Consider the following 18,602-nt stretch of genomic DNA (forward strand, 5'->3'; position numbering starts at 1 on the left):
TTGATTTTCGGCAGATAACCACAAAGAAGGAAAAACCACGTTTTTCTTTCTTTGTCAGCGGTCTGACGGGGCCTTATAGGCCCCGGCAGTGTACAACAGTCTTACAGACCCAACAGGCCAACGGCGTAACCCGCAATACCGATGACGAAGAAGCCAACGATAATCCACAGTGGGTTCACTTTCTTACGCAGCAGCCACATACAGGCGAAGGTCAGCAGCAGCGGAACCAGACCCGGCATCAACTGGTCGAGAATGGTCTGTACAGTGGTGACACGTGTCTGCCCATCCTGACCGGTGATGGTTGAAACCACCAGCGGGATGTTAACGTGTGTCCACTTGTTCACCAACGCCCCCATGACAAACAGGCCGAGGATTGACGCCCCCTCGGTCAGTTTTTGCAGGAAGCCGCCGCCCATATCCTTAACGATATCGACACCTTTGCGATAACCGTAAGCGACGCCGTAGTAACGGGTCAGCAGACGGACAGCGTTAAACAGAATGAAGAACAGCAGTGGGCCGAGCAGGCTGCCGCTCATGGCGATGCCCGCACCCAACGCGGCGAATACCGGACGTACAGTACCCCAGAAAATCGGGTCGCCCACGCCAGCCAGCGGACCCATCAGACCAACTTTGATACCGTTGATGGCACCATCGTCAATCTCTGCGCCGTTAGCACGCTGTTCTTCCATCGCCAGCGTTACGCCGAGAACCGGTGCCGCAACGTACGGATGGGTGTTAAAAAATTCCAGGTGACGCTTGATAGCTTGTTTACGCGCATCGTTGTTCTCCGGATACAGGCGACGAATTGCCGGTACCATGGAGAAGCAGAAACCCAGCGCCTGCATACGTTCGAAGTTCCATGAACCCTGAAACAGGTTAGAACGAATGAACACGCCACGAATGTCACTCTGTGTGAGTTTTTTCTCAGTGGTAGTTTTAGTCATATCAACCATTTCGCTCACCTGCTAGTCCAGTTCGTTATCGAGGGAGTTGTCACCCGCAGCCTGCGCTGGAGCACCCGCCACGCGGTTATATTTCGGGCTCAGTTGGATGTAGAGGATAGCCATTACCGCACCAATCACACCCAGAGCAACCAGGTTGAAGTTAGTAAATGCCGCCGTCACGAAGCCGAGGTAGAAGAACGGCATCAGGTAGCCTGCACGCATCATATTGATAACCATCGCGTAACCAACCACAACGATCATGCCGCCGGCGATGTTCAGACCGCCAGTCACCACTTCCGGAATCGCATTCAGCATGCCCTGAACTTCGCTGGTCCCTACGGAAATCGCAACGATAACCGCCGGGATAGCGATACGCATCGCCTGCAGGAACAGGGAAGAGACATGCAGCCAGGAGAGCGCCGTCAGGTTACCGTTTTCCGCCGCTTTATCCGCCGCGTGCTGGAATGCCACGGTGATAGTACGAACGATGATGGTCAGAACCTGGCCTGCTGCAGCCAGCGGAATCGCCAGCGCGATACCGGCACCGATGCTTTGGTGGCCCGCAATAACCAGAACGGTAGAAATAATGGACGCCAGTGCGGCATCAGGTGCAACGGCAGCACCGATGTTCATCCAGCCCAGGGCGATCATTTCCAGGGTACCACCGATGATAATACCGGTTTTCATATCCCCGAGAACGGCGCCAATCAGCGTACAGGCCACCAGTGGGCGGTGGAACTGAAATTCATCGAGTACCGACTCCATACCCGCGATACATGCGACGATGAACACCAGCACAATCTGAAGAGTGGTAATCTCCATTGTACTTCTCCTATTGCTATAACAGCCTTAAGTGTGAAAGCTCATTCAATGCCAGGGGTTACTTACCCACTTTGGCAATCAAATCCATCATTTTCAGTTTCTGATCGGTCGACACTTTACGCGCCTCAAGCTCAATACCGCGGGCATTAAGTTTGTTAAAGGCCTCGATGTCTTTCTCATCGACAGAGATGGCGTTGTTAACCTGCGTTTTCCCCTGACGGAAAGCCATACCGCCAATGTTTACGGAGGTGATTTTTACGCCGCCCTCGACAATGCGCTCAACATCGGTTGGATTGGTGAACAGCAGCATCACACGTTCGCCAGCGTATTTCGGGTTGTTGTAAACGCGAATCATCTTGGCCACATCCACTACGTGAGCGGTCACGCCAGGAGGCGCCACCTGCGTCAACAGCGTTTTGCGCACAGTGTCTGCAGCCACTTCATCGCTGACGACGATAATGCGGGTTACGTTGGTTTCTTTGGTCCAGCGGGTAGCTACCTGACCGTGGATTAAACGGTCATCAATACGTGCAAGACCGATTTGCATATAATCGTTCGGTCCCATCGGTTTTGCCGGATCCACGGCTTTGGGAGCCGCTGCGACGGGGGCAGGGGCGGCCTTGTCCACCGGTTTCGCTTTCAGCGCTTTCACGCCTTCGCGACCGGTTTCAACAGCCAGCGCGACCAGTTCGTCGAAGCCTGGGTTGTCGTCACGCGCCATCAGCGTTTCGACCAGCATAGGGATGTTTACCCCGGCAATCACTTCATACTGTTCTTTGTCGACGACAATGCGGCTGGCAGCGTTGAACGGACTGCCTCCCCATGTATCGACGAGAAACAGCACGCCGTTACGGGTATCGAGTTTTGCCAACTGAGCGTTGTACTTTTCAATCAGCGTTTCAGCATTCTCGCCGGGCACGAAATCGATCCAGCCGACGTTTTCCTGCTCGCCTAACAGCATTTCTGCTGTCTTGAGTAACTGCTCTGCAGCCCAACCATGTGTGCCTATAACAATAGCAATGGTCACTTGCTACCTCCTTTATTATCGTTAACACATCAACGTAAGAGATGTATTTGAATCGCCGTCCGCAACAGAATCGATTCAGATAAGGGTTACAATGAAAAACATATGATGTCCGCGAATTATTTTAGATATCGAAAAAAATATTTTATGTGATGAAGATCCGTAATTTAGTTTTCGCCAATGAGAAATTTCGTAGAGTAAAATATCCCTGTTACAACTCTTTGCAAAGGAAGGTAAATCTTTGCCAAAAACACGTTTCCTCTGTTATGTTTACGTTCTGTTTAACTTACCAGGAGTATAGGGCACTAGCCCGCTGTATGGATCGTCACCGACGTCATTTCACCTTCAGGCCGTATCGCGCCTGCCAGTCTGGCATGTCTTGCCACACGTTTTGTCTGCACTGTGTTTTATCGCCTGTTAACCATTCCTTAAGCAGGAGCTTGTCATGGAATTCTTAATGGACCCCTCGATTTGGGCGGGTTTGCTCACGCTTGTCGTCCTGGAAATTGTCTTGGGCATCGATAACCTGGTTTTTATTGCGATCCTTGCGGATAAGCTGCCGCCGAAGCAGCGTGACAAAGCACGTCTGATTGGTTTATCCCTGGCGCTCGTGATGCGTCTGGCCCTGTTGTCCATTATTTCGTGGATGGTCACTCTGACCCAACCGCTGTTCACCGTCATGGATTTCACCTTCTCCGGTCGCGATCTGATCATGCTGCTGGGGGGGATATTCCTGTTGTTTAAAGCCACGACGGAACTTCATGAACGGCTGGAAAACCGCGAACACGACTCCGGGCATGGTAAAGGGTATGCCAGCTTCTGGGTGGTCGTGACGCAGATCGTTATCCTGGATGCGGTATTCTCGCTGGATGCAGTGATTACGGCCGTCGGTATGGTGAACCATCTGCCTGTGATGATGGCGGCGGTAGTGATCGCGATGGCGGTGATGCTGCTGGCGTCCAAGCCGCTGACGCGTTTCGTCAACCAACATCCGACGGTGGTGGTGCTCTGTCTGAGCTTCCTGTTGATGATTGGTTTGAGTCTGGTCGCCGAAGGTTTTGGTTTCCATATTCCTAAGGGTTACCTGTACGCCGCGATTGGCTTCTCGATCATTATCGAAGTGTTTAACCAGATTGCGCGTCGCAACTTTATTCGCCATCAGTCAACGTTGCCGCTGCGTGCGCGTACGGCTGACGCTATCCTGCGTCTGATGGGCGGAAAACGCCAGGCGGCGGTGGCGCATGAATCCGACAGTCAGGCTGCCGTTCCGATTCCGGAAGGGGCTTTTGCGGAAGAGGAACGCTATATGATTAACGGCGTACTGACGCTGGCACAACGCTCGCTGCGTGGCATCATGACTCCGCGCGGTGAAATCAGCTGGGTGGATGCCAATCTGAGCGTCGATGAGATCCGCGAGCAGTTGCTCTCCTCGCCACACAGCCTGTTCCCGGTGTGCCGTGGTGAACTGGATGAGATCATCGGTATCGTGCGGGCGAAAGAGCTGCTGGTGGCGCTGGAAGAGGGCGTCGACGTCGCGGCAATCGCGTCGGCTTCACCGGCTATCGTGGTGCCGGAAACGCTGGATCCTATCAACCTGCTGGGTGTCCTGCGTCGTGCACGTGGTAGTTTTGTTATCGTCACCAACGAATTTGGTGTGGTGCAGGGCCTCGTTACGCCGCTGGATGTTCTTGAGGCCATTGCCGGTGAGTTCCCGGATGCCGATGAAACACCGGAAATTACCGTTGACGGCGAAGGCTGGTTAGTCAAAGGCGGTACCGATCTGCATGCCCTGCAACAGGCGCTGGCGGTGGATAACCTGGTTGATGAAGACGAAGATATCGCCACGGTTGCAGGACTGGTGATCGCGGCTAATGGTCACATTCCCCGCACGGGCGATGTGATCGAGGTTCCTCCGCTGAGCATTACCATTGTCGACGCTAATGACTACCGCGTGGATCTGGTGCGCATTGTTAAAGAACAACCTGCGCAAGAAGAAGAGGAATAATCTTCTCTAACGCAGGGGTATCACGGGCGCGATGCGTCCGTTATGCCTGGGTGGTGGCGGGCGACTGTCCGCCAGCCACTGCGGAAAATCACGTAGCGGCATTGGCTTTGCGAATAAAAATCCTTGCAGTAAATCCACCCCGTGCCGACGCAGATGCTGCGCCTGCTCCTGAGTTTCAACCCCTTCCGCGATCAGTTCGATATGCAGGCGCTGCCCAAGGGCGATGATGATGTCTGTCACCGTTGAATTGACCGCGTCAGTACCAATTGCATTGGTAAAAGACTTATCAATTTTCAGAATGTCAGGGCGCAGCTTTTCCAGCCATGACAGCGAACTGTTACCGGTTCCGAAATCATCGATCGCCAGCTTGATGTTTTTCCGCTGCAACTCATGAGCGATGCGATAATCGACATCCCGCAGCGCATCCCGCTCGGTAAGTTCAATCACCAGTTGCTGAATGGGCTGCTGACTGAACCAGTACTGATCGAGATCTTTCAGCAATTCTCCTTGCTGAAAATGGCTGGCGGCGACATTAATGCCAATATGAAACTGGCTGCTCATGGGGAAAAAATGACGTTGCCGAATGGTTTCTGCTAACACATAACGCGTCAGCGGCGCGATCTGGTGATGCTCTTCGGCAATGGGGATAAATACGTCCGGTGAAATCCATCCCTGGCGAGGATTATTCCAACGCAGCAGGATCTCCACCCCCATGCACTGCCTGGTTCGCGCGTTCAGCAGCGGTTGACAAAAAAGCTCAAATTCACGCTGTGCCAGTGCGAGATTAATCTCCCAGGAAAAACTCATTCGGTTAGCGGTGCCCAGCCACGCCAGATACCCCACCAGCAGACTGAGCAGCAACGCCAGCGGCAACTGTGCGGGCAGGGCTTTGAGCGCCAGTGCTTCTGCGGCAGGCCCGGTCACGCCAATGGTAAAAGGGTAGTGCTGTGAGGCGAGTTGATAGCGTTGTTCATTGTTCAGTTCGGGCAGGCTCTCCACCACGCCATTCCCGTAAATCAAATGGCGGTTGCCGACGGTCAGACTGGCTCCGGTAATCAGCGGTTTACGCGGTTCCAGGAGCAGCGCGGTAAGCAGGTCGATGTTGACTATTTCCAGTATGCCGTCCTGACCGTCAGGAGACGCCGGGTACCACTGGATAAGAATCGGGCTGCCTTTAATGAGCAGCGGATCGGTGGACAACAGCAGTTGCGCATTCGCAGTGGGGAGATCGGGCTGAAGCTGATGAATCGGGATATTGCGATAGCCAAAAACGCTGGAGCAGTAGAGTATGCCGCGCTGGACCAGAGCGATTGCGCGTACCGTTTGCAGTCTGGCGGCCTGTTTGCGCAGCGGGAGGTGCGTTGCGGAACAGGGAAGGCCAATCAATGGTAACAGGGCATCGCGGCCATTCTGCAACGGTCGCAGCACTTCGTCGAGCGTGGCGACCGCCCTGGAGGCAAAGGTCACGGTGTGGTGGTGATTTAAATTCCGCTGTGAAATAAATCGGCCGCCCAGGGTCAGGATGAGCGTAATGAGCGCACAAAGTACGCACAGGATAAAGCGTTTGCGACGATATTTTTTTATGATCCGTTGTGCTGTCTGCATGCGGGCCACCTGATAATCGTCAGCCCCAAAAGCCAACCGTAACAGAGCAAGTGTAGTGGGGAAACATCAGGCAGACGAGAAAGAGGGCAAAATTTCGCCCATCCGTTGCAGATGGGCGAGGAAGAAGTATTAGTGTTACTTACTCACATTTTTAGTCGCACTGAACTTTGATCGCCAGGCCACCGCGCGATGTTTCGCGGTATTTGGCGTTCATATCCTTACCGGTTTCGTACATCGTTTCGATGACCTTATCCAGTGAGACGCGCGGCGCGCTGGTACGACGCATCGCCATCCGAGCGGCGTTGATCGCTTTCACAGAGGCAATCGCATTACGTTCAATGCACGGCACCTGCACCTGACCGGCAACCGGGTCGCAGGTCAGCCCCAGGTTATGTTCCATGCCGATTTCAGCGGCAACGCACACCTGCTCCGGGCTCGCACCCAGCAGTTCTGCAAGACCGGCCGCCGCCATTGAACAGGCCACACCGACTTCGCCCTGACAGCCGACTTCCGCTCCCGAAATCGAGGCATTCATCTTGTACAACGCGCCGATAGCGCCTGCCGCCAGGAAGTAGCGGGTATAGATATCCGGGCTGACGGACTCAATAAAGTGATCGTAGTAGGCCAGAACGGCAGGCACGATACCGCACGCGCCGTTGGTTGGCGCGGTGACCACCCGACCGCCTGCCGCGTTCTCTTCGTTAACCGCGAGGGCGAACATGTTCACCCAGTCGATCACATTCATCGGGTCGTTAGAGAGCTTATCGCTGGAAACCAGCATCCGACGCAGCGCAGAGGCGCGACGCGGAACGCGCAGTGGGCCCGGCAACACGCCTTCGGTATTCATACCGCGATCGATACAGGCCTGCATGGTCTGCCAGACGTGACCGAAATAGTCTTCAATCTCTTTTTTGTCGTGCAAGGCCAGTTCGTTCTGCATTGCCAGTCCGGACAGGGACAAACCGGTGCTGTTACAGTACTCCAGCAACTCAGTAGCGGATTTAAACGGGTAAGGAACGCTCACCTCATTTGCCGCATCCTGACCAAAGTGCTCTTCATCGACGATAAAACCGCCGCCGATGGAGTAGTAGGTTTTGCTGTAAACGACGGCATCGCCGTTATACGCATGGATTTGCATACCGTTTTCGTGCAGCGGCAGGTTGCCATTATGAAAACGCATACCGTCGTTTTGGGGGAAATCTACTTCGTGCTGACCGTGTGCCAGCAGCAAACGACCGCGCGTCTCTACATCGCGGATGAAGCCGGGGATACTGTCAATATCCACGGTGGCGGGCTCATTGCCTGCCAGACCCATAATAATGGCGATATCGGTGTGGTGACCTTTACCCGTGAGCGACAGTGAACCATACACGTCGACCGCAACACGAGTAACGCTATCCAGTAATCCTTTTTCGACCAGGTCATCGACGAACTGTTTACCCGCCTTCATAGGCCCTACAGTATGGGAAGATGAGGGACCAATCCCCACCTTAAACATGTCGAATAGACTAATCACGATAATACTCCTGACAGGGTGACTGGAAACTTCCAGAAACGATGTAATAACTGCGCATAGTGTAAGAGGGAACGCGGGGATCGGCTTAACTATTCACATGAATTAAACTAATGACTAACCGCGTTTTTACTAATGTTGTGACGGGAGTTTCAGGTTGTGTCTTCTGTGCGTAAAGATAAGTATAGTCAGGGCTTCACACCAATTTGTAGCGCCAGTTCACGAATAATTCCGGCGGTCATGCCCCAGACGAAATAATGTTCATACCACGAAAGCCATACGCGATGTGAATCACCGCGACGCCACACATCAAGCGGATGATAGCGGCCTAATTGCAGCGCCTGCGCCAGCGGCATTTCAAAGACGGCGGAAACCTCGTCTTCGCTGGCGCGGTAAGGCAGATTTGGCGGAATAATGCCAACCACCGGCGTGACCTGGAAACCGGTCACGCTATCGACCGGCGGCAGCACGCCGATCACCTCCACGGCCTCGGGGGGGATCGCCACTTCTTCTTCGGCTTCACGTAGCGCGGCGGCGATGAGCGAAGCATCGGTGTTGTCAACGGCACCGCCGGGGAAAGCTACCTGTCCGGCGTGTTTGCGTAAATGCACTGACCGCTGGGTCAACAGCAGCCCTGGCTGCGGGCGGCGAACCACGGGAATGAGCACAGCGGCCTGGCGCAGGTTCAGCGACTCGCGATTAATCTGTGGGCGCAAAAGTTGGAAGCGCGATAAAAAATCATCCAGCGTCAGGCTTTTGTTCTCCACGTCTCAGTTCTCCAGTTGTTGCAGGATACGATTAACTTTATCAAAGGTTTCCTGATATTCCGCCTGTTCCTCGCTATCAGCGACAATACCGCCGCCAGCGGAACAGTACAGTTGACCATCGACGGCGGTCAGGGTGCGGATGGTAATGCTGGTATCCATATTGCCGCAGACGCTCAGGTAACCGATACTGCCGCACCAGGCGTTGCGCCGGTGGGGTTCCAGCTCATCAATAATTTCCATCGCTCGCACTTTCGGTGCCCCGGTAATCGAGCCACCCGGAAACGCGGCGCGGAGCAGGTCGCAGGCATGCCGTGTGGTGGGTAATCGTGCGGTTACGGTGCTGACCAGATGATGCACCGCCGGGAAGGGTTCGACCACGAACAACTCCGGCACTTTCACCGAACCCGGTACCGCCACGCGGCCAATGTCATTGCGCATCAGATCGACAATCATTAAATTTTCCGCCCGATCCTTCGCTGAGTTCGCCAGTTTCTGCGCCTGTTCCCGGTCTGCCTTTTCCAGTGGCAATCGCGGCAGGGTGCCTTTAATGGGGCGGGTCTGAATGTCGCCGTCAGCCAGAAGAATAAACCGTTCTGGCGACAGGCTCAGAATGGCGCCATCATCCAGGCGTAAAAACGCGCTGAACGGGGCGCGGTTCGCCTGATTAAGCCGTTCGAAGGCCAGCCACTCATCGCCCTGATAAGACGCCTGAAAACGCTGGGCCAGATTGACCTGATAGCAGTCGCCGCTGTGCAGATATGCCTGCACCTGGCGGAATTTCTCGCCATATTGCTCACGCGTCATATTCGAGTGCCAGTCAGCGGTTAATCTGAACGGCGTACGCGTAGGGGGCTGCTGGCTTTCCAGCCAGGCGAGCCTGGCCCGTGCATCCGTGTGGCTGAGCAGGCTCACGGCCTGGCGCTGGTGATCGACAATCAGCGCCCAGTCGTAGAGACCCATCGCCATGTCAGCCAGCGCGATATCCTGCCGGGCATGGCTGGGTAACGATTCGAAGCGGCGTCCCAGATCGTAGCCAAATAACCCCAGCGCACCGCCCTGGAACGGTAAATCGGTGTTCACTGGCGGCTGAAGGTTCAGCGAGGTCAGCGCATTTTGCAAGACCGTTAGCGGATCGTCATGCGTAAGACGACAGCCCTGCGCATCACAAATCTGCGTCGCTTCGCCGTGCGTTTTCACGGTGCAAAGCGGGTCGGCAACCACGATGTCAAAACGGCTATGCGGGTGTTCCGCGTGACCGGAATGCAGCAGCATCGCCCATGGCAGATGGCTTATCGGCGCGAAATAGTGTTCGGCGGCGTCCTGATGCCAGGGGAGTGTGATAATTGCGGGAGATAACGTCTTCATTGATCCTGACTGTACTGGCTATGTTTCGGGTTGCATGGAATAATTAGCGCAGACAATTTAGCAGGAGTTAACGATGTTTGCAGGTTTACCTTCACTCAGTCACGAGCAGCAACAGAAAGCCGTTGAGCGTATTCAGGAACTGATGTCACAGGGAATGAGCAGCGGTCAGGCGATTGCGCTGGTAGCCGAAGAACTGCGCGCCACCCATACCGGCGAGCGGATTGTGGCGCGTTTTGAGGATGAAGACGAGTAGCCCCGGCTTACACCGCGGCGACTACCTTAATCTCAACTTTGTATTTCGGGTTCATTAACCCGGCCTGGACAGTGCAGCGTACCGGCGCGTGACCGGCCACAACCCAGGCGTCCCAGGCTTTGTTCATCGCCGCGAAATCACTCTTATCAGCAAGGAAAATGGTGGCATCAAGAATGCGTGATTTGTTGCTGCCTTGCTGTTCCAGCGCGGCGTCAATCTGTGCCAGCGTGTTGGCAGTCTGCTCGAAGGCATCGGCATCAAGGTTTGCCGGCACGCCAGTGTAGTAGAGCGTATTGTTGTGGATCACCACGTCAGACCAACGATCTTCGGCATCAATACGGATGATAGTCATAAAGCCTTCCTCTTTACGTTCTGCATAAAATGGCAAGACTGCCATATTGTCAGCACGGCGTCACCTCTTCAACTGGCGTAAGCCGCTGTGGCCTGACATAATCCCTGTTCAAATCAACAGGGGGTAGTGTGACGGACGATTTTGCACCAGAAGGTCAACTGGCTAAAGCGATACCGGGTTTCAAACCGCGCGAACCACAGCGGCAGATGGCGATGGCCGTCGCTCAGTCCATTCAAAAATCACAGCCTCTGGTGGTAGAAGCCGGAACGGGGACGGGGAAAACCTACGCCTATCTGGCACCGGCGCTGCGCGCAAAAAAGAAAGTGATTATCTCGACCGGATCGAAGGCGTTGCAGGATCAGCTATACAGCCGCGATCTGCCGACGGTCGCCAATGCGCTGAAGTACACCGGAAGGCTGGCCCTGTTAAAAGGTCGTTCAAACTATTTATGCCTGGAGCGCCTTGAACAACAGGCACTCGCGGGCGGCGATCTGCCTGTTCAGACCTTAAGCGATGTGATTCTGCTGCGCTCGTGGTCGAATCAGACCGAAGATGGCGACATCAGTACATGTGTCAGCGTGCCCGAGGATTCACAGGCCTGGCCTCTGGTCACCAGCACCAACGACAACTGTCTCGGCAGCGACTGCCCACTGTATAAAGACTGCTTTGTAGTGAAAGCGCGTAAAAAGGCGATGGACGCGGACGTAGTGGTGGTGAACCACCATCTTTTTCTGGCCGATATGGTGGTCAAAGAGAGCGGTTTCGGTGAGTTGATCCCGGAGGCGGAGGTGATGATTTTCGATGAAGCCCATCAGCTACCGGATATCGCCAGCCAGTATTTTGGTCAGTCGCTCTCCAGTCGTCAGTTGATGGATCTGGCGAAGGACATCACCATTGCCTATCGTACCGAGCTGAAAGACACCCAGCAGTTACAGAAATGCGCCGACCGTCTGGCGCAAAGCGCGCAGGACTTCCGTCTGCAACTGGGCGAACCGGGATATCGCGGCAACCTGCGTGAACTGTTGGCCGACCAGCGGGTGCAGCGCGCGTTTTTACTGCTCGATGACACACTGGAGCTGTGTTACGACGTGGCGAAATTGTCTCTCGGACGTTCGGCGTTGCTTGATGCCGCGTTTGAGCGCGCTACGTTGTATCGCGCGCGTCTCAAACGGTTGAAAGAGATCAACCAGCCCGGCTACAGCTACTGGTATGAATGTACCTCGCGCAATTTCACCCTCGCGCTGACCCCGCTGACGGTGGCGGATAAGTTCAAAGAGGTGATGGCGCAGAAGCCAGGAAGCTGGATTTTCACCTCCGCAACGCTGTCGGTGAATGATGACCTGCATCACTTTACAGCGCGTCTGGGGATTGAGGAGGCGGAATCAATGCTGTTGCCGAGTCCGTTTGATTACACCCGCCAGGCCCTGCTCTGCGTGCCGCGCAATCTGCCACAAACCAATCAACCGGGTGCGGCGCGACAGCTGGCGGCAATGTTAAGACCGATCATCGAAGCGAACAACGGGCGCTGTTTTATGCTCTGTACGTCGCACGCGATGATGCGCGATCTGGCGGAGCAGTTCCGCGCTACCATGACGCTTCCGGTGCTGTTGCAGGGGGAAACCAGCAAAGGGCAACTGCTGCAACAGTTCGTCAGCGCGGGTAACGCCTTGTTGGTGGCGACCAGCAGTTTCTGGGAAGGGGTGGACGTGCGCGGCGATACACTGTCGCTGGTGATCATCGACAAACTGCCGTTTACGTCGCCGGACGATCCGCTGCTGAAGGCGCGAATGGAAGACTGCCGTTTACGTGGCGGCGATCCGTTTGATGAGGTGCAACTGCCTGATGCGGTGATTACGCTGAAACAGGGTGTTGGCCGTTTGATCCGTGATGCTGATGACCGTGGGGTGCTGGTGATTTGTGACAACCGACTGGTGATGCGACCTTACGGCGCGACGTTTCTTGCCAGTCTGCCGCCAGCGCCGCGCACCCGGGATATCGCCCGTGCCGTGCGATTCCTCGCCATACCATCCTCCGAGTAATTTGTTACGGAGTATGGTAAGATGCGGGCCATTTTATTGATCTAAGCACGAAGACTCATGCGAATTCTGGCTATCGATACCGCCACAGAAGCCTGTTCAGTGGCGCTGTGGAACGACGGTACTCACTCTGCTCATTTTGAGCTTTGCCCACGAGAACATACTCAACGCATCCTGCCGATGGTGCAGGATATTCTTGCCGCTAACGGCACCTCTCTGACGGAACTTAATGCGCTGGCCTACGGACGTGGACCGGGTAGTTTCACCGGTGTGCGCATTGGAATTGGCATTGCCCAGGGGTTGGCGTTAGGTGCAGACCTGCCGATGATTGGCGTCTCCACGCTGGCGACGATGGCGCAGGGCGCGTGGCGTAAAACCGGTGCAACCCGTGTCCTGGCGGCCATTGACGCGCGAATGGGCGAGGTCTACTGGGCCGAATATCAGCGTGATGAACACGGCGTCTGGCACGGTGAAGAGACGGAGGCCGTGTTGAAACCTGAGCAGGTGTCCGAGCGTTTACAACAGCTTTCCGGTGACTGGGTAACCGTCGGGACGGGTTGGCCGGCCTGGCCTGAACTCGGTAAAGAGAGCAAACTGACGCTGCGTGACGGTGACGTCCTGCTGCCAGCGGCGGAAGATATGCTGCCGATCGCCTGTCAGATGTTTGCTGATGGCAAAACCGTGGCGGTCGAGCACGCTGAGCCGGTTTATTTACGTAACAACGTAGCCTGGAAGAAACTTCCCGGAAAAGAATGAATCTCAGTAGTATGACCAGTAAAAACCAGGTCAATGCGCTGAGAAAAGGAGTCGCAGTATGGCGGTTCAAAAACAAGTTGTTAAAGGCCTGCTCGCGGGAGCGATTGCGCTTATGTTGAGCGGGTGCGTCACGGTTCCGGATGCGATTAAGGGCGCCAGCCCGACGCCGCAAGACGATCTGGTACGCGTGATGAACGCCCCGCAACTGTACGTGGGTCAGGAAGCGCGCTTTGGCGGCAAAGTGGTGGACATTCAAAACCAACAGGGGAAAACCCGACTGGAAATTGCCACCGTTCCACTCGATAGCGGAGCGCGCCCCATTCTGGGCGAACCATCACGCGGGCGGATTTACGCTAATGTGAATGGTTTCCTCGATCCGGTCGATTTCCGGGGGCAACTGGTGACCGTCGTTGGGCCAATTACCGGCACCGTTGAAGGCAAAGTGGGTAATACGCCGTATAAATTCATGACAATGGACGTGTCGGGTTACAAGCGCTGGCGGCTTGCTCAGCAGGTGGTGATGCCACCACAACCGATCGACCCGTGGTTCTACGGCGGGAGAAGAGGCTGGCCGTATGGCTATGGCGGTTGGGGATGGTATAACCCGGGTCCAGCACAGGTTCAAACGATCGTCACAGAGTAACACGTTGTATTATCAGTAAAAGAAACAGCGGCTGGTCCGCTGTTTCTGTTTTATTAACGTCATAAGAAAAATAAATAGTGACGCGCTTCGCAACCTTTCAGTTGTGTGATTAATAAACTGGTACGCTGAGTTAATATTATGTTAACGGCTTGTTTATTATCTGGGGTTGTGATGACGACGAACACGCATTTTAGAGGTGAAGCAGTGAAGAAGGTTTGGCTAAACCGTTATCCCGCAGATGTGCCTGCGGAGATCAACCCTGACCGTTATCAATCCCTGGTGGAACTGTTTGAACAGGCTGTCGCGCGTTACGCCGATCAGCCTGCGTTCGTGAATATGGGGGAGGTGATGACCTTCCGCAAGCTGGAGGAACGCAGCCGCGCCTTCTCAGCTTACCTGCAACAGGGGCTGGGGCTGAAAAAGGGCGATCGCGTCGCGCTGATGATGCCAAACCTGCTGCAGTATCCAGTGGCGTTGTTTGGCATTCTGCGTGCCGGGATGATCGTGGTGAACGTCAACCCGCTTTATACTCCGCGTGAGCTGGAGCATCAGTTAAACGACAGCGGGGCTGCGGCGATTGTGATTGTCTCCAACTTCGCTCATACCCTGGAAAAAGTGGTTGATAAAACCAGCGTTAAGCACGTTATTTTGACCCGTATGGGCGACCAGCTCTCCACGGCCAAAGGTACGCTGGTGAACTTCGTGGTGAAGTACATCAAACGGCTGGTGCCGAAATATCATCTGCCGGATGCGATCTCTTTCCGCAGTGCGCTGCATGCCGGTTACCGTATGCAGTATGTTAAACCGGAAGTGGTTTCTGCGGATCTGGCGTTTTTACAGTACACCGGCGGAACGACCGGGGTAGCGAAAGGGGCGATGCTGACGCACCGCAACATGCTGGCCAATCTGGAGCAGGTGAAGGCCACTTATGGGCCGCTTTTGCATCCGGGTAAGGAGCTGGTGGTGACCGCGCTGCCGCTGTATCACATTTTTGCCCTGACCATGAACTGCCTGCTGTTTATCGAGCTGGGCGGGCAGAACCTGCTGATCACCAACCCGCGCGATATTCCGGGTCTGGTAAAAGAGCTGGCGAAGTATCCGTTTACCGCCATGACCGGCGTGAATACCTTGTTTAACGCCTTGTTGAACAATAAAGAGTTCCAGCAACTGGATTTCTCCTCTTTGCATCTTTCTGCGGGGGGCGGTATGCCGGTACAGCAGGCGGTGGCTGAAAGGTGGGTGAAGCTGACCGGACAGTATCTGCTCGAAGGGTATGGTCTGACGGAATGCGCGCCACTGGTCAGCGTTAACCCGCACGATATTGATTACCACAGCGGTAGCATCGGCCTGCCGGTGCCATCGACCGAAGCCAAACTGGTGGATGACGACGATAACGAAGTTTCTCCGGATCAGCCGGGTGAACTGTGTGTGAAAGGGCCGCAGGTGATGCTGGGTTACTGGCAGCGTCCTGATGCGACGGATGAGATCATCAAAGACGGCTGGCTGCACACCGGCGATATCGCGGTGATGGATGATGAAGGCTTCCTGCGCATTGTCGACCGCAAGAAAGATATGATTCTGGTTTCCGGTTTTAACGTTTATCCCAATGAGATCGAAGATGTGGTGATGCAGCATCCGGGGGTGCTGGAAGTGGCTGCCGTCGGCGTTCCGTCCGGCAGCAGCGGCGAAGCGGTGAAGATTTTTGTGGTAAAAAAAGAGGCGTCGCTCACCGAGGAGGCGCTGGTCACTTTCTGCCGCCGTCAGCTCACGGGCTATAAAGTCCCGAAACTGGTTGAATTCCGCGATGAACTGCCGAAATCAAACGTCGGCAAAATTTTACGTCGAGAATTACGTGACGAAGCCCGTGCCAAAGTGGACAATAAGGGTTGAGCGTTAAGCAACACGTCAAACGCCGGGTGAATCCGGCGTGAGAGCGATCGCAAGCCTTATTCCGATATCGGACAGGCAGAGATCGCCTCATTAAAACCAGGAAAATCAATTTATTGATTTTCGGCTGATAACCACAAAGCAGGAAAAACCACGTTTTTTCTTGCTTTGTCAGCAATCTGACGCCGGGTGAATCCGGCGTTTTTTTTGGCGTAAACCGAAGAGAATGCAATTTGAATTACCAAATGATCACCACCGACGACGCGCTGGCGACGTTGTGCGAAGCGGTTCGTGCGTTTCCTGCCATTGCCCTGGATACCGAATTTGTTCGTACCCGCACCTATTATCCGCAACTGGGCCTGATCCAGCTGTTTGACGGCGAACATGTCGCGCTGATCGATCCGCATGGCATTCGCGACTGGTCGCCGCTGAAGGCAATTTTGCGCGATACCGCCATCACCAAGTTTCTGCATGCGGGTAGTGAAGATCTGGAAGTCTTTCTGAATGCGTTTGGCGAACTGCCGCAGCCGCTGATCGACACACAAATCCTGGCAGCATTTTGCGGCCGTCCACTGTCGTGGGGGTTTGCGTCAATGGTGGAAGAGTACACCGGCGTAGCGCTGGATAAGAGCGAGTCACGTACCGACTGGCTGGCGCGTCCGCTGACTGAACGCCAGTGCGAATACGCGGCGGCAGACGTCTGGTATCTGTTACCGATTGCCGGGAAGCTGATGGCGGAAACCGAGGCTGCGGGCTGGTTGCCTGCGGCGCTGGACGAGTGCCGCCTGATGCAAACCCGTCGGCAGGAGATCCTGGCGCCCGAAGACGCCTGGCGCGATATCACCAACGCCTGGCAGTTGCGCACACGTCAACTGGCCTGTCTGCAACTGCTTGCCGACTGGCGTCTGCGTAAAGCGCGTGAGCGCGATCTGGCGGTTAACTTCGTGGTACGCGAAGAGCACCTGTGGTCCGTGGCGCGCTATATGCCGGGTAGCATGGGGGAACTGGATAGTCTCGGTCTTTCTGGCACTGAGATCCGCTTCCACGGCAAGACGCTGCTCTCGCTGGTTGCCAAAGCGCAGGCGTTGCCGGAAGAGGCATTGCCGGAACCGCTGCTGAATCTGATGGATATGCCGGGCTATCGCAAAGCGTTTAAGGCGATTAAGGCGCTGGTGGCGGAAGTGAGTGCAGAGCATAACGTCAGTGCGGAGCTGCTGGCGTCGCGTCGTCAGATTAATCAGTTGCTCAACTGGCACTGGAAATTAAAACCGCAGAGTACGGAACCCGAGTTGATTTCTGGCTGGCGGGCGGCGTTGATGGCGACAAAGCTGAACACGTTGCTGGCTGAGTATCCGCTTTAATGTTTTAGCCGGATGGCGGCTACGCCTGATCCGGCCTACAGACTCTCAACCGTAGGCCTGATAAGCGCAGCGCCATCAGGCATTGAGTCATTATATTCTCGCGCAGATCGCTTCACCGACCTGTTGTGTTGAGGCACTCCCCTGCAAATCCGGTGTTTTAGGTCCGCTGGCAATCACCTGCTCAATGGCGGCCAGAATCCCGTCATGTGCCGCAGTGTAATGGGTATCACCCTCTCCTAAGAAATCCAGCATCATTGCCCCTGCCCAGATGGTCGCAATCGGATTGGCGAGATTTTTGCCATAAATATCAGGGGCTGAACCATGTACCGGTTCGAACAACGACGGGAAGGTACGCTCAGGATTCAGGTTAGCCGAGGGGGCAATGCCGATGGTGCCGGTGCATGCCGGACCGAGATCGGAAAGAATATCGCCAAACAGATTCGAGGCGACCACCACATCGAAGCGCTCCGGCTGCATCACAAAACGGGCGCAAAGAATATCAATATGCTGCTTGTCCCAGCGGATATCGGGATAGTGCTGCGCCATGGCCTCTACGCGTGTATCCCAGAACGGCATACTGATCGCCAGACCATTGGATTTAGTTGCCGACGTCAGCGTCTTACGCGGGCGGCTTTGGGCTAATTCAAACGCATAGCGCAGAATACGATCCACGCCCCGACGAGTGAAAACGGACTCCTGGATGACCACCTCGTGCTCAGTGCCCGGGTTAATATGCCCGCCCAGCGAAGAGTATTCCCCCTCGGTGTTTTCACGCACGACGTAGAAATCAATGTCGCCCGGCTTCTTGCCAGCCAGCGGACAGGGCACGCCGGGGAAGAGGCGGACCGGGCGAAGATTCACATACTGATCGAATTCCCGGCGAAATTTCAGCAGCGACCCCCAGAGAGAAATATGGTCCGGAACCGTCTCCGGCCAGCCAACGGCGCCAAAGTAAATGGCGTCAAAGGCGGATAACTGTTCACGCCAGTCATCCGGCATCATTTTTCCGTGCTCAAGATAATAATCGCAACTGGCCCATTCGAACGTCTCAATGCTGAGCGACAGGTCCCAGCGTCTGGCGGCGGCCTGTAAAACGCGAATGCCTTCTGGCAGTACTTCCTTACCGATGCCATCGCCGGGAATGGCGGCAATACGACAGGTTTTTTTCATATCAGCTCTCACTTGTAGGGTAGCGAAATTGACTTCCTTCTTATCCTATAATTGACTGATCGACAGTTAATCTCTCCAACTGGTGAAACATAAAACACA

At 55.1% G+C, this 18,602-nt stretch carries 17 protein-coding genes; 8 read left to right on the plus strand and 9 right to left on the minus strand.

What is annotated here, in order from left to right:
• Nucleotides 1-101 precede the first annotated feature (101 nt).
• The 3 genes from KE671_RS13510 to manX are packed head-to-tail and all read right to left on the minus strand — an operon-like array spanning nt 102 to nt 2,793.
• Nucleotides 102-953, minus strand: a complete 852-nt coding sequence (locus KE671_RS13510) for a PTS mannose transporter subunit IID (protein ID WP_042318485.1) — start codon at nt 951-953, stop codon at nt 102-104.
• A 12-nt stretch (nt 954-965) separates the two neighbouring features.
• Nucleotides 966-1,766: a PTS mannose/fructose/sorbose transporter subunit IIC gene (locus KE671_RS13515; protein WP_042318487.1), complete on the minus strand. Its 801-nt coding sequence runs from the start codon at nt 1,764-1,766 to the stop codon at nt 966-968.
• Between the two features lie 58 nt (nt 1,767-1,824).
• Complete coding sequence (gene manX, locus KE671_RS13520) at nt 1,825-2,793, minus strand: PTS mannose transporter subunit IIAB (RefSeq protein ID WP_206163363.1); 969 nt, start codon at nt 2,791-2,793, stop codon at nt 1,825-1,827.
• A 371-nt stretch (nt 2,794-3,164) separates the two neighbouring features.
• Here manX and KE671_RS23075 point away from each other — a divergent pair, with 371 nt between their 5' ends.
• The gene (locus KE671_RS23075) at nt 3,165-3,248 is read left to right on the plus strand and encodes a hypothetical protein (RefSeq protein WP_404979085.1); all 84 of its coding nucleotides are present in this window, start codon (nt 3,165-3,167) and stop codon (nt 3,246-3,248) included.
• Nucleotides 3,236-4,795: a CNNM family cation transport protein YoaE gene (yoaE, locus tag KE671_RS13525; RefSeq protein ID WP_192479141.1), complete on the plus strand. Its 1,560-nt coding sequence runs from the start codon at nt 3,236-3,238 to the stop codon at nt 4,793-4,795. The genes KE671_RS23075 and yoaE overlap by 13 nt, the downstream gene beginning before the upstream one ends.
• 6 nt (nt 4,796-4,801) lie before the next feature.
• Here the strand turns inward: yoaE and KE671_RS13530 are convergent, their stop codons facing one another.
• The 4 genes from KE671_RS13530 to pabB form a co-directional block, all read right to left on the minus strand.
• On the minus strand, nt 4,802-6,400 hold the full coding sequence (locus KE671_RS13530; protein WP_206163364.1) for an EAL domain-containing protein: 1,599 nt from the start codon (nt 6,398-6,400) through the stop codon (nt 4,802-4,804).
• A 151-nt stretch (nt 6,401-6,551) separates the two neighbouring features.
• Nucleotides 6,552-7,916 carry an L-serine ammonia-lyase gene (sdaA, locus tag KE671_RS13535; protein WP_206163365.1) on the minus strand — a complete coding sequence of 455 codons (1,365 nt, stop codon included), beginning with the start codon at nt 7,914-7,916 and terminating at the stop codon, nt 6,552-6,554.
• Between the two features lie 185 nt (nt 7,917-8,101).
• Entirely contained in the window at nt 8,102-8,680 is a 579-nt protein-coding gene (locus tag KE671_RS13540) for a CoA pyrophosphatase (protein WP_206163366.1), read from the minus strand.
• Between the two features lie 3 nt (nt 8,681-8,683).
• Complete coding sequence (gene pabB / locus KE671_RS13545; RefSeq protein ID WP_206163367.1) at nt 8,684-10,045, minus strand: aminodeoxychorismate synthase component 1; 1,362 nt, start codon at nt 10,043-10,045, stop codon at nt 8,684-8,686.
• 73 nt (nt 10,046-10,118) lie between these two features.
• Between pabB and KE671_RS13550 the strand changes: the two genes are divergently transcribed.
• Nucleotides 10,119-10,298 carry a YoaH family protein gene (locus tag KE671_RS13550; RefSeq protein ID WP_043000413.1) on the plus strand — a complete coding sequence of 60 codons (180 nt, stop codon included), beginning with the start codon at nt 10,119-10,121 and terminating at the stop codon, nt 10,296-10,298.
• Nucleotides 10,299-10,305: 7 nt separating this feature from the next.
• Here the strand turns inward: KE671_RS13550 and KE671_RS13555 are convergent, their stop codons facing one another.
• Nucleotides 10,306-10,650, minus strand: a complete 345-nt coding sequence (locus tag KE671_RS13555; protein ID WP_206163368.1) for a RidA family protein — start codon at nt 10,648-10,650, stop codon at nt 10,306-10,308.
• 128 nt (nt 10,651-10,778) lie between these two features.
• Here KE671_RS13555 and KE671_RS13560 point away from each other — a divergent pair, with 128 nt between their 5' ends.
• The 5 genes from KE671_RS13560 to rnd all read left to right on the plus strand — a co-directional run bounded on the left by KE671_RS13560 (nt 10,779) and on the right by rnd (nt 17,333).
• Complete coding sequence (locus KE671_RS13560) at nt 10,779-12,689, plus strand: ATP-dependent DNA helicase (protein ID WP_206163369.1); 1,911 nt, start codon at nt 10,779-10,781, stop codon at nt 12,687-12,689.
• 57 nt (nt 12,690-12,746) lie between these two features.
• Nucleotides 12,747-13,442: a tRNA (adenosine(37)-N6)-threonylcarbamoyltransferase complex dimerization subunit type 1 TsaB gene (gene tsaB / locus KE671_RS13565; RefSeq protein ID WP_206163370.1), complete on the plus strand. Its 696-nt coding sequence runs from the start codon at nt 12,747-12,749 to the stop codon at nt 13,440-13,442.
• 58 nt (nt 13,443-13,500) lie between these two features.
• Nucleotides 13,501-14,085 carry a Slp family lipoprotein gene (locus tag KE671_RS13570; protein ID WP_206163371.1) on the plus strand — a complete coding sequence of 195 codons (585 nt, stop codon included), beginning with the start codon at nt 13,501-13,503 and terminating at the stop codon, nt 14,083-14,085.
• 204 nt (nt 14,086-14,289) lie between these two features.
• A complete protein-coding gene (gene fadD, locus KE671_RS13575) occupies nt 14,290-15,975 on the plus strand; it encodes a long-chain-fatty-acid--CoA ligase FadD (protein WP_206163372.1) in 1,686 nt (561 codons plus the stop codon).
• A gap of 230 nt (nt 15,976-16,205) precedes the next feature.
• On the plus strand, nt 16,206-17,333 hold the full coding sequence (rnd, locus tag KE671_RS13580) for a ribonuclease D (RefSeq protein ID WP_206163373.1): 1,128 nt from the start codon (nt 16,206-16,208) through the stop codon (nt 17,331-17,333).
• A 90-nt stretch (nt 17,334-17,423) separates the two neighbouring features.
• On the opposite strand, the gene KE671_RS13585 is transcribed toward rnd, so the two are convergent.
• The gene (locus KE671_RS13585) at nt 17,424-18,503 is read right to left on the minus strand and encodes a tartrate dehydrogenase (RefSeq protein WP_206163374.1); all 1,080 of its coding nucleotides are present in this window, start codon (nt 18,501-18,503) and stop codon (nt 17,424-17,426) included.
• Between the last annotated feature and the right edge of the window lie 99 nt (nt 18,504-18,602).

The sequence above is a fragment of the Citrobacter amalonaticus genome (genome assembly GCF_018252635.1).
In the GTDB taxonomy this organism is placed as follows: Bacteria; Pseudomonadota; Gammaproteobacteria; order Enterobacterales; family Enterobacteriaceae; genus Citrobacter_A; species Citrobacter_A amalonaticus_E.

Bases quoted from the DNA above. Each gene is read 5' to 3' on its own strand.
- KE671_RS13510 (WP_042318485.1), bottom strand. From the start codon at position 953: ATGGTTGATATGACTAAAACTACCACTGAGAAAAAACTCACACAGAGT.
- KE671_RS13515 (WP_042318487.1), bottom strand. From the start codon at position 1,766: ATGGAGATTACCACTCTTCAGATTGTGCTGGTGTTCATCGTCGCATGT.
- KE671_RS23075 (WP_404979085.1), top strand. From the start codon at position 3,165: ATGTCTTGCCACACGTTTTGTCTGCACTGTGTTTTATCGCCTGTTAAC.
- yoaE (WP_192479141.1), top strand. From the start codon at position 3,236: ATGGAATTCTTAATGGACCCCTCGATTTGGGCGGGTTTGCTCACGCTT.
- KE671_RS13530 (WP_206163364.1), bottom strand. From the start codon at position 6,400: ATGCAGACAGCACAACGGATCATAAAAAAATATCGTCGCAAACGCTTT.
- pabB (WP_206163367.1), bottom strand. From the start codon at position 10,045: ATGAAGACGTTATCTCCCGCAATTATCACACTCCCCTGGCATCAGGAC.
- KE671_RS13550 (WP_043000413.1), top strand. From the start codon at position 10,119: ATGTTTGCAGGTTTACCTTCACTCAGTCACGAGCAGCAACAGAAAGCC.
- KE671_RS13555 (WP_206163368.1), bottom strand. From the start codon at position 10,650: ATGACTATCATCCGTATTGATGCCGAAGATCGTTGGTCTGACGTGGTG.
- tsaB (WP_206163370.1), top strand. From the start codon at position 12,747: ATGCGAATTCTGGCTATCGATACCGCCACAGAAGCCTGTTCAGTGGCG.
- KE671_RS13570 (WP_206163371.1), top strand. From the start codon at position 13,501: ATGGCGGTTCAAAAACAAGTTGTTAAAGGCCTGCTCGCGGGAGCGATT.
- KE671_RS13585 (WP_206163374.1), bottom strand. From the start codon at position 18,503: ATGAAAAAAACCTGTCGTATTGCCGCCATTCCCGGCGATGGCATCGGT.